10 protein-coding genes and 1 pseudogene are annotated in these 10,005 nt (G+C 50.7%); all 11 read left to right on the forward strand.

Annotation, left to right across the window (positions count from 1 at the left end; all coding sequences use genetic code 11):
- Positions 1 to 251 (forward strand): type IV conjugative transfer system pilin TraA (gene traA / locus AACW75_RS19620; protein WP_237297914.1); only part of this gene is annotated, 251 nt, incomplete at its 5' end.
- 9 nt (positions 252 to 260) lie between these two features.
- On the forward strand, positions 261 to 563 hold the full coding sequence (traL, locus tag AACW75_RS19625; RefSeq protein ID WP_016800089.1) for a type IV conjugative transfer system protein TraL: 303 nt from the start codon (positions 261 to 263) through the stop codon (positions 561 to 563).
- 14 nt (positions 564 to 577) lie between these two features.
- Positions 578 to 1,153: a type IV conjugative transfer system protein TraE gene (gene traE / locus AACW75_RS19630; protein ID WP_016800090.1), complete on the forward strand. Its 576-nt coding sequence runs from the start codon at positions 578 to 580 to the stop codon at positions 1,151 to 1,153.
- The gene (traK, locus tag AACW75_RS19635; protein WP_017096434.1) at positions 1,140 to 1,925 is read left to right on the forward strand and encodes a type-F conjugative transfer system secretin TraK; all 786 of its coding nucleotides are present in this window, start codon (positions 1,140 to 1,142) and stop codon (positions 1,923 to 1,925) included. Before traE ends, traK begins: the two co-directional genes overlap by 14 nt.
- The gene (locus tag AACW75_RS19640; protein WP_048666133.1) at positions 1,915 to 3,459 is read left to right on the forward strand and encodes a TrbI/VirB10 family protein; all 1,545 of its coding nucleotides are present in this window, start codon (positions 1,915 to 1,917) and stop codon (positions 3,457 to 3,459) included. Before traK ends, AACW75_RS19640 begins: the two co-directional genes overlap by 11 nt.
- Positions 3,456 to 3,851: a type IV conjugative transfer system lipoprotein TraV gene (gene traV / locus AACW75_RS19645; RefSeq protein ID WP_017104313.1), complete on the forward strand. Its 396-nt coding sequence runs from the start codon at positions 3,456 to 3,458 to the stop codon at positions 3,849 to 3,851. The genes AACW75_RS19640 and traV overlap by 4 nt, the downstream gene beginning before the upstream one ends.
- A gap of 150 nt (positions 3,852 to 4,001) precedes the next feature.
- The gene (traC, locus tag AACW75_RS19650; RefSeq protein WP_102428823.1) at positions 4,002 to 6,551 is read left to right on the forward strand and encodes a type IV secretion system protein TraC; all 2,550 of its coding nucleotides are present in this window, start codon (positions 4,002 to 4,004) and stop codon (positions 6,549 to 6,551) included.
- Positions 6,502 to 7,233, forward strand: coding sequence for a type-F conjugative transfer system protein TraW (gene traW, locus AACW75_RS19655; RefSeq protein WP_016800095.1), 732 nt, complete (start codon positions 6,502 to 6,504; stop codon positions 7,231 to 7,233). The genes traC and traW overlap by 50 nt, the downstream gene beginning before the upstream one ends.
- Positions 7,234 to 7,390: 157 nt before the next feature.
- The gene (gene traU, locus AACW75_RS19660; RefSeq protein WP_016800096.1) at positions 7,391 to 8,401 is read left to right on the forward strand and encodes a conjugal transfer pilus assembly protein TraU; all 1,011 of its coding nucleotides are present in this window, start codon (positions 7,391 to 7,393) and stop codon (positions 8,399 to 8,401) included.
- Between the two features lie 260 nt (positions 8,402 to 8,661).
- The gene (gene trbC / locus AACW75_RS19665; protein ID WP_237297918.1) at positions 8,662 to 9,375 is read left to right on the forward strand and encodes a type-F conjugative transfer system pilin assembly protein TrbC; all 714 of its coding nucleotides are present in this window, start codon (positions 8,662 to 8,664) and stop codon (positions 9,373 to 9,375) included.
- Positions 9,376 to 9,411: 36 nt separating this feature from the next.
- Positions 9,412 to 10,005, forward strand: a pseudogene (locus AACW75_RS19670) (type-F conjugative transfer system mating-pair stabilization protein TraN); the annotation flags it as partial.

The raw sequence follows: 10,005 nt of genomic DNA on the forward strand, positions 1-10,005 counted from the left end.
TTGGCGTTGCTGTCTCGACACTTCTTATCACTCAGCCCGCTCTGGCTGCCGATATCTTCGCGTCAGGTAAACAAGCCATGAAAGACTCGGCGGGCAAAGGCTCTGCGGTTGAAACCGCGATGCTGGGGACTGGGCTTGCGGGGGCGGTCGTCACTGGACTGATGAGCCGTAACTGGTTTGCGGCCGTTGGCGGGTTCATTGGCGGCTCAGTCTTGTGGAATGTTGGAGCACCACTCGTCGGCTTAGGCTAAGGAGTCACAATGGAAGACCCTCATCAGTTTTTTTCTATTCCAAAACACATGAACAAAGGTCGTCGCTGGCTCGGGTTCCCAGTTGATGAACTCGTGCCTGCCCTCTGCATTTTTGGCCTCTCATTCTGGCTTAAACACGAAATGATAGGGCTGACGTTATCGCTGGCTTGGTTTGGGGGATTACGTTACATCAAAGCGCAATACGGTGACAACATCGTTACCCTGTCACTTTATTGGTGGGGGGCTTCCTTTGTCCATCCCACCCTCTTTAAGCGTACCCCCTCAGCCTGTCGTCGTTACTGGATTTTCTAAGGAGACCCTTCATCATGGATCCGTTTGTTAAACGGGATAAGCTGGCCGTCAAAAGCCTCCTCAATCTTTTTTTGAGTGCAGGCTTTCTTGTTATGCTTATCACTAACCTGGTGTTGGGTTACACCAGTTATCAAGCCCTTACCCATCAAAGCCGAACCCTAGTCCCGCCCACCCTCTCTCAAGCCTTTACGGTTTCGGATGGCGCGGTCGATGAACCTTATCTTGAGCAAATGGCGGATTATCTTCTCTACCTGAAACTCAACATCACGCCGGCAAGCGTTGGACGTCAGTTTGGTCAGTTACTTGAATATTTAGACGAGACAAGCTGGTACAACGTTCAACCTAAGCTGCTTCGAGAAGCCACGGTGGTTAAAAAAGATAACATCAGCAGCCAATTTTCTGTCGAGTTGGTCCGAATTTCTCTCGACACTCTCCAAGTACAACTCTACGGGAAACTCCAAAAGCACGTAGGCCAACGCGCACTAGATCCGGAGATGAAGTGGTATCAAGTCAACTTTAGCTATGACCAAGGCGTCATAGGTTTACTCTCCATTGAAGAAGTCGAGGTCAACACCGATGAATCTTTATGAGCAATCATTCACCCCATCGCAGCAATGGCACCCTTATTTTTTATCCATCGCGCTTTGGGTGGTCTTTTTCATCCCCTCTTTTGCCCTGGCTGAAAATGCCGCCATGGTGAGCTATGAGTTTGACGAAGGCGACACGATCCCCTTGTCACTCTCTTCCATTAACGTGAACCGTTTACTGGTCAACAATGACCGTATTATTTCGATCGTCTGCCCGAAAGGGTTTTGCACCTCAACGGGCAACCAAAAAGACGCTTCCGGCTCCATCACCTTAAAAATTAACCTTCCCTTACCGTTTACCGCGCACCTGACGACAGAGAAAGGGCGATTGTTTGCGCTGTTTATTACCCCCAAAGCTACACCATCTTTGGTCACGGAGTTTGTTTGGTCGCAAAATTACAAAGAGCAGCAAAGCCCGATTGAGCAGGCGGCGGATTATCCCGCCGCCATGACAGCGCTCACCAAAGCCATGATACGTTTTGTCCATGATGGCGCTCCCATTGCTGGTTTTAAACGTCACGACGTTGACCCCAAAACCTTACCCAAAGATGAAGCGTCACTGGCCATCATCCCTCAAACGGTCTTCGTGGGCCGTCATTATTCTGGGGTGGTTTATCAGCTCAAAAATCAAAGCCGCAGTGACATGGCGCTGACCACCGCGCAGTTCTACAGCTATTCCGCACGCTCAGCCGCGCTCGATGCCTATCAATTAAAACCTGGGCAAACTACCACGCTCTATCTCATTACTGGAGGAGGCGCCACCCATGCTCGATAAACAAAAAGACGCCTTGGGCCGTTTTAAGAAACGCGTCTTCAAAGACACCGACGGGGACTTTGAAGACGGCGGCACGATCAATGCCGTGACAAGAAAGCGCAATCGCACCATTACGCTCACGGTATTGCTGATATTGACCGCCCTGGCTTTTGTTGTTTGGCGGTTAACACTGTCTCCCCAAGCGCCAAGCAAGGGCATTCAAGATGTCGGATTTGGCGCTGTCGTCACCGATGATTTTACCGACAAAGACAACCAGTCCGCCCTGACGTTTCAACAAGACAAAATCAACCAAATAGAACAAAGCTTAGCGCGGTTTGAAGGCACATTAAGTCGCTTTGGACAAAGCTTAACCTCTGAGTTAGAGAACATTAAAAAGGCCAATGAGCGCGATACAAAATCGCAACTGACAGAGCTTGAGCAGCAGATGCAACAAAAGCTCGATGAAGTTGACGCGCTCAAGGCGCAGCTTGAGACGCAATTAGCCTCAACCCTCAAGGCAGGCGATCCTTCGACTCAACACGGCATCGAGACCAACCAGGGAGACACCTTTGGCCAATACAAACTGCCCCCAAGACCGGCCATTAATAGCAACATGGATAACGCCAAGGTGAATGAGTTCCAGTACCAAGAGCAAGATGATGTGGCCTTTAGTGGTGATGCCTTTGATAGCTTTGAATTTCACTGGCAAGCCAGTGTCGAGGAGAAACAATCCCGTCGCACGACCGATAACTACGTGCCAACCGGCACCTTTGTGACCGCCGTAATTACCGGCGGCGCTGATGCTAATGGGGGCGTCTCTGGACAAGGGGATACCTCACCGATTGTCTTTCAGACAGTCAATCAGGGGGTCTTACCCAACGGTCAGGCCTCTAAATTGAAGGATTGCACGATCACCGGCGCCGTCTACGGTGAGATCTCATCCAGCCGCGGCGTCGCTCGCACCAGTAGAATGAGCTGCATACAACCCAATGGCGATATTCTCGATATCCCCGTCAATGCGACCGTGTTTAACTTTGGTCGCAATGGTATTCGCGGTACCACCATTTTGAAAAACGGTAAGATCGTTCAAATGGCCGGCATTGCGGGGATCTTGCAAGGCGTAGGGGATGCAGGTAAAGCGCTGGCACAAACCACGACACCGACGGCGCTCGGCCCAAGTCAAAGCATCAACAGCGATAAAATTGGCTTGAATCTGCTTGGCGGCGCCACGGAGAGCGTTGGCAGCAAATTGGCGGACTACTACATCAAACTGGCCGAACTCTATCATCCGATAGTGGAAGTCAATCCTGGTGCCATCGTCAATATTGTCTTTTTGGAAGGCTTTCCATTAGATCCATTGCTGGCCGATGAATACGAAACGCGTATGAATGAGCAGCGTGAGCAAGTCTCCAACAGCAATCAACTGTTAGATGTCATTACCAACACCCCCTCTCTTCCACCAACCACTCAAACCGCCCCCATCAACCCTTTAGCGCAAAAAATCACCCAACAAGGGTTAAGCCGCGTGGGCTTTGGGCGTGAGGAATCACCATGAATAGGCACGCTTTGTTTTCACTATCGATACTCTTAGGTCTGACCGGTTGTAGCGCGGGCTTTGAGAGCGAATACAGTTGCGATCAGGTCGGCGGCGTTTCAGGTTGCGTCACCATGAACGAAGTTCGAGACAACCTATACGGTTATACCGGAGGCAGTGGTAACGCCACGGTCTCTTCTCAAGCGCGTCTCGCCCCACCTTCCGCCTTTACCTTACTGCCAAGGCGCAATCGAGAGGGGGAGCCAGAGCGAAGCCAAGAAGACGTTAAAAAACTCACCGTCTTCCCTTTCATCGACAAAGACAATCACTACATCGATACGATGGATGTTTACTTTGTCTTAGACGATAGCCGTTGGTCTGGGCGCCCTGCGCGCGCGATTTGGAAAGATTGATTAGGAAAAAAAGAAACGAAGCTTAAACATCATTTTTATCATGGGCGCGCGACATTCAGTCTCAGCCTTCTCTCAATGAGGGGGGAATCCATCAAGCGGTCCAAGATTGTGTCACGCCCCCTAACATTAAAATAGAAAAAGGGATCCCCCATGTTTTCCTCCTCACGCAGTGGCTTATCCGCCTTATTTCAAGAGGCCAAGCAAGCCCAAAACCACCTTCACCATGAACTGCCGTATCGAGATTACGATCCCATTGAGCGGGTGTTCGACAATCCCCACTCTCGCGGTTTTGGCTTTAAAATCAGTGTCCTTGGGGGCGCTAACGACGATTTAATTCAGTCGTTAAGCCACCTCATGGGGGATTTGCCTGCAGGGGATAAATGGGACTATCAAGTGCAGCTGTTTGGTCACAACCGAGTGGCGCACTATCTCGAAGGAAACCAAGCTCTACTCAGTCAGCGAGGCGGTATCTGCCAGAAGCTGGCTAACGATGACGCCATTTACGCCCACTACGCCGCGCAGCACGGTTTTTTACACCGACAAAAAAACAATCGCTTTGATTTGCGCGATTACGACGCGTTCTTTTTTGTCTCCACCACGGAAAAAGACCCACAAGAGCTGCTTGATGCGCGAATGACTCTAGAGACAGGACTGGCGCAGCTTGGTTTTGATTTACTGCCCGTCACGCCTGAGATGTTGCTGACCGATGTGAGTGATATCTTAAACTTTGATAAACGACAAGACCGGCCAAAGGAAAAAGGCTACAACCCGTTAGAGCCTTTGAACCTGCAAGCCCTCTCTCCCGATACCGAAGCGTTAACGCATCGTGGCCATATCGCCACCCGTCATACCAATGACCAAGGGGAGGAGGTGCGCACACGGCTGGTCAATTTGGGACTTTCTCGTCTGCCTGGGGATTATCGCTTGTACGCCTTACCTGAGGCCTTTTCTTCTCTTCGCAACGTTTCTCGTAATATCACTTGCCCTCACCGCGTCACGTTGAGCTTTCGTAATGAGCCAACCGGTAAGCAAAATGCGGATAACGATAATAAGATAAAAGACTTAACCAAGACGGTGAACAGCCAAATGGCGCTGCTGGCTCCAACAGCGGAAGATGAGCTCAAAGAGCGAAAAGCCCTACAAAAAGGTCTGTTGTCTAAAGAGTTTACCATTGCGTCTATGGTACTCACGGTCTCCCTGTTTACCGATAAGACCCACCAGAAAAAAGACACCCAAGCGGCGAAGGAGTCATTCAGCCATGCTGGCCTTGATATCATTCCCCTGAAAATGAATCAGCCACAAGCGCTGCTTTCAACGTTGCCTTTTATGATGAGCGAAGGGTTGTGGGGCGATTGTAAAAAAGCCGGCCGAGTTCGCACGTTAAAAAGCTCTAATCTGGTGAACCTCTTCCCTCTCATCATGGATTTTTGTCAGTTAAAAGGCGGCGTATTGCTGCCCACGATGCGCCAGCAAATTTCTTTCTTTAACCCTTTCACCTGTGGCAGTGATAACCAAAATATCGCACTGACTGGAGGCTCAGGCGCAGGGAAAAGCTTTCTGGTTCAAGAGATTGCCGAAACGGTTTACGCCATGGGCGGTAAAGTGTGGATCCTCGATAAAGGGGCCAGCTATAAAAAATTGACGCTCAGCCTTGGGGGGACGTACATGACGCACGCCAACATCTTCTTAAATCCCTTCACGCATTTAGGCGCCATGCAAAGTGCTGAGTTTGAGTTTGTGGATGATGACGGTAGACCGGTCGACCCCATGATGGAAGCGCTCGATAATATCACGGCGTTGTTTGCCACCATCGCGTCACCCTACGTCCCACTGACGGCGTTTCAACAAAGCGTCTTAGGCGATGCGATAGTGACGGCATGGGAGCGTAAAGGTAATCAAGCCTTGGTGGATGATGTCAGAGACGCCTTGATTGAGATTGCTGGAGAAGAAAGCGACCGACGCATCAAAGACATTGCGGTGCAACTGAAAAAGTTCTGCACCGACGGCATGTACAAAGATGTGTTCAACAAGCCCTCCATGCTCGACCCCAGTGTGGAAATCACCACGCTGGAGCTGGATGGGTTTCCGCCTGCTGTGCTCAGACCCGTGATTTTTGCGTTGATGGTGTCGATTAACCAGCAGATGTACCTGGCTGGCTCTCGCTCTACCCCAAAGCTGTGCATCATTGAAGAAGCCTGGAGCCTCCTCTCTGGGGCAAACGAGCAAGCGAGGGAGTTCATCAACACCGGTTATCGCACCGCCCGTAAGTTCGGCGGCGCTTTTTGTACAGTGACTCAAGGGATTGAAGACTTCTTTAGCAACGAGGAAGCCAAAGCCTGCTACAACAACTCCGATATCCACATCATTCTTCGTCAAGGGGAAGGGTTTGATGAGTATCTGATCCAAAACCCGGATGCCTTCTCACCGTTTGAGCAGCGCCTCATTAAAAGTTTCGCTCCGTCTGCCGAAGCGGGATACAGCAGTGCGCGCATCAAAGCGGGTGGCCATGTCACCTATCACCGCTTTTTCGCCTCTCCGGTGAAACGCGCCATGTTCTCAACCGAGCCTAAGGAGTTTGAGTATTGTGAAAATCTTTATAAACAAGGCCACTCACTGGAGCGCGCCATTGAGCAAACCTCCAGGCACTTTTATGGCAAAGACATTGACGCCTTTAATCAAGCCATTGGGGCGAGCGCTTAAATCCCCCCTTTTTCTTTTGGTCGCTGGACTGGCAACGACAAATGCCGCTGGAAAGAACTTGGGCCAAGTGGCCCCTATCTTCCCCATCGGTGAGATTGACATGCTGGAGTGGATTGACCAAAGACTGAAAGGGTTTGAGGCCAGTGGTCAATTAGCGGACATGCAAAACGAGTTCACGGAGCGCGCCAAGCAAAGCATTGAAAACCCACCGCCCGTTGCAGGCTTAACCACCACGATCAACCCCCGCACCTTTTACGTTGACCCAAGCATCACCCTCCCTAAAGACATTATCGCCCCCACTACAGGAGCCGTGATTGCCAAAGCGGGCACCAGAGTGAACCCCTTTGATACCCGCACTTGGCCAAAGGTCGACGGTCAAAACGTTCTACCACGATTTGAGTTAAGTAAGGTGCTGGTCTTTTTTGATGCCAGAGACGCGCAGCAACGAAGGTTCGCTAGCGAGTATCAAAACGCCAAGCCAATCAAGTGGGTACTGACAGGAGGCAGCCCGAATAAAATGGCGACCTTATTGGACGCAAGAATGTATTTTGCGCAGCAAGGCCACTTAACCCAATCGCTTAACATTACTCACGTCCCAGCGATTGCCTACCAAGAAGGCACGCGCTGGCGCATCGATGAGGTGAACGTATCGGGTTTGCACCCCTTGGCGATAGAGCAATAACAATGACATCGCATTGGAAGTGCGCACCTCCCTTGATCATGCTTCCAGTATGACGCTTTTTTCTCTTAACCAAGCTCGCTTTTGGCGGCGATAATGGGGCGAAGCCTCTTGTCGAGACAAAAGGAGTACCACGCTCGGCGTGGAAAAAGGACACCCCATGACACAACGACACTTTCGTTTACTGTTGTGCTGCCTATTGGTTTTTATTGCCCCATCAACCCTAGCAGCCAGTGCGGCGTGTAAAAGCCGTTTTATTAACCCCATGACCGATATTTGTTGGGATTGCTTGTTTCCGATGACGATAGGCTCAGCCACCGTCATGCCCTCTAAGTACCCCGATACGCCCAACCCCACACTGCCTATCTCTTATTGCCCTAAACCGCCGCCTATCTTTGTGCAAATAGGCATCAACATTGGCTATTGGGAGCCTTATGCCTTAACCGATATCACGCGCGTCCCTTACTGTATGGTGAACATGGGCGTGCAAATGTCCGGCGCTAACACTCAGCGTATCGGTGGGCGCGTGACCGCCCGTGAGAGTGACAGCAGTGACGGAGGCTTTTATCACGCCCATTGGTATAAGTACCCCGTCATTTATTGGCTGCAACTGATGCAATCCACCGCCTGCATGGCCACGGACGTTTTTGATGTGGCCTACATGACGGAAATTGACCCACTTTGGGACGACGATGAGTTATCCCTCATTCTCAATCCCGAAGCGTTACTGTTTGGTAACCTGGTGGCGCAGCTTGCTTGCGTGCCCGAAGCCCTGTTGACCTCCACTAACGCTGCCTTACCTATTGATGCTTTATTTTGGTGTTTAGGCTCACAGGGCAGTGCCTATCCGCTCACCGGCACCACCAACTATCGAGACACGCCCATCCAGGCGGCGACACTCTTGATGGAAAAGCTGAACTACAAACTGCACCGGCAAGGAATCATCTGGGAGACGCGCGGCGAAGATGGCGCGATTTGTTATCAATATCCCGATCCTATTTTGCCAAAATCTCGTTATCGGTATCAAATGTCGGGACCTATTCCCGATGCCGCCTGGTGTCACCCGTACACCACGACAACCACACTCTGGGAAGCCGGCCATGACAACCCGGTGACAGGGGATAACTTTGGTTTTGTACAATGGCGAAAGCGCAACTGTGTCTTTTTATAAGGTGACGCGATGATGCCCATTCTTCCCCACAAAAATGAAACGGACCTATTTATTGCCAGTCACCCTGACTCCCTTACCGATTTTTTAAAAACAGAGCTCGCCAACAACAAGCACATTTACTGCTGTTTCCCGCTCTCGCAGTTTTGCTTCTCGTTTTGTCGCGATCTCAATGCTCGTAAGGTGCTGTCAATCAGCTTCCAAAACGCTCACACCCTCTACCCACCCTTTCAGCGGCCATAATGAAGAGGTTACTATAAATGATGACCATTCCATCTTTTGAGAGCACCTTTAGGCGCTCTCTTGTTTTTCTGTGTTTTTTTATCGCGTTACCCGCCCAAGCTTACACTGAGCAAGAGCTCAAATCTTTTGCCAAGCTTGAGCAAAAAATGACTCAACAACCGGAGGCGGCGAAGACGTGGCCTACGGACGACATACAAAATAAAGCCCAGGCTTATCGAGAAGAAGCGCTGACTCTCAGCCGCAATGTTCAAGATTTGATAAAAGAGGAGAGCCTGTCCCCCTTATTGGGGCGACAAAAGCCCACGCGCCACCCTGACCAAGCCCCAAAAGGGGTAATGGTGTTTGTTTCACTCACCATGCCCAAGACCGCGCTCAAACAGCTTCTGATGCAAAGTGAGCACTTAGGCGTTCCACTGGTGATACGCGGTGTCTTACCTGAAGGTTTTCCGGCCACGGCCAAGCGGATCGAGGCCTTGATACGCTCCCCCAATAAGGCGCCCATTCAAAGCGGCTTTTCCATCAGCCCTGATTGGTTTAAGCAATTTGATATTCATCGCGTACCGGCCTTTGTTTCGGTCAAACAAAACCGTTGCTTACCTAATCAGCCTTGCAAAGCCAGTGACTACGACATCCTTTACGGCAACATTTCACTTTACCAAGCTCTGGATTACCTCGCGGCCGGGGATGCGCAGCAAAACATCCACCCACTGTTGCGCACGCTCTATGCCCAATAACCCTCTCTCACCCCAACTTTTGATGAGGTGCTCCTTATGCGCATTGACCTCTGGGCTGCGCTCACGCTCAGTTTTTTATCTACTCTCGCTCTTGCCAGCGAACAACAAACCTTTACCGAGAGCGCCAATTGGGCGAAGCAAACGGCAAACCAAGCTCTCACGCCTCATGCGCTTCCACTCAATGTCGATGACTATTGCAAAGACGCCACGTGTCGAAAAGAGATCCGCAGTCCAAAAGAGTCAAGACTGTCAGACAGTGATATCAACGCACAAAAAGGGACAGAGTTTGTGACCAATGGATTGGCTCAAGACATCAACACCCATTTTAATAAAGGGCGCCCCGATGTTAAAAGCGACCCAGCGATGCGCTTTGCCTTACTCGGCCAAGAGAATGCGTATGAAATCACTCACGGCCTCTCAAATGCCTATGTCGATTGTGATAGCGGCTCCCAGTGCCTTATCGAACACATTCCTAAACAGTGTCATCGTCCAACGAACAACAACGTGCCTTGTACAAAAGTCCCCGTTGCCACCGTGGTTACTGGCAATGTCATCTACCACTGTCCATCCGGTTGGACAAAGCAAGGGGATAATTGCCAACGTCCCCTCCCACAATGCCGATACAATAAT

The organism is Vibrio sp. L3-7 (assembly GCF_963898195.1).
GTDB classification, from domain to species: domain Bacteria; phylum Pseudomonadota; class Gammaproteobacteria; order Enterobacterales; family Vibrionaceae; genus Vibrio; species Vibrio echinoideorum.

Coding starts and splice junctions, on each gene's coding strand:
- AACW75_RS19640 (WP_048666133.1), top strand. CDS start 1,915: ATGCTCGATAAACAAAAAGACGCCTTGGGCCGTTTTAAGAAACGCGTC.
- traC (WP_102428823.1), top strand. CDS start 4,002: ATGTTTTCCTCCTCACGCAGTGGCTTATCCGCCTTATTTCAAGAGGCC.
- traL (WP_016800089.1), top strand. CDS start 261: ATGGAAGACCCTCATCAGTTTTTTTCTATTCCAAAACACATGAACAAA.
- trbC (WP_237297918.1), top strand. CDS start 8,662: ATGACCATTCCATCTTTTGAGAGCACCTTTAGGCGCTCTCTTGTTTTT.
- traV (WP_017104313.1), top strand. CDS start 3,456: ATGAATAGGCACGCTTTGTTTTCACTATCGATACTCTTAGGTCTGACC.
- traU (WP_016800096.1), top strand. CDS start 7,391: ATGACACAACGACACTTTCGTTTACTGTTGTGCTGCCTATTGGTTTTT.
- traK (WP_017096434.1), top strand. CDS start 1,140: ATGAATCTTTATGAGCAATCATTCACCCCATCGCAGCAATGGCACCCT.
- traE (WP_016800090.1), top strand. CDS start 578: ATGGATCCGTTTGTTAAACGGGATAAGCTGGCCGTCAAAAGCCTCCTC.
- traW (WP_016800095.1), top strand. CDS start 6,502: ATGGCAAAGACATTGACGCCTTTAATCAAGCCATTGGGGCGAGCGCTT.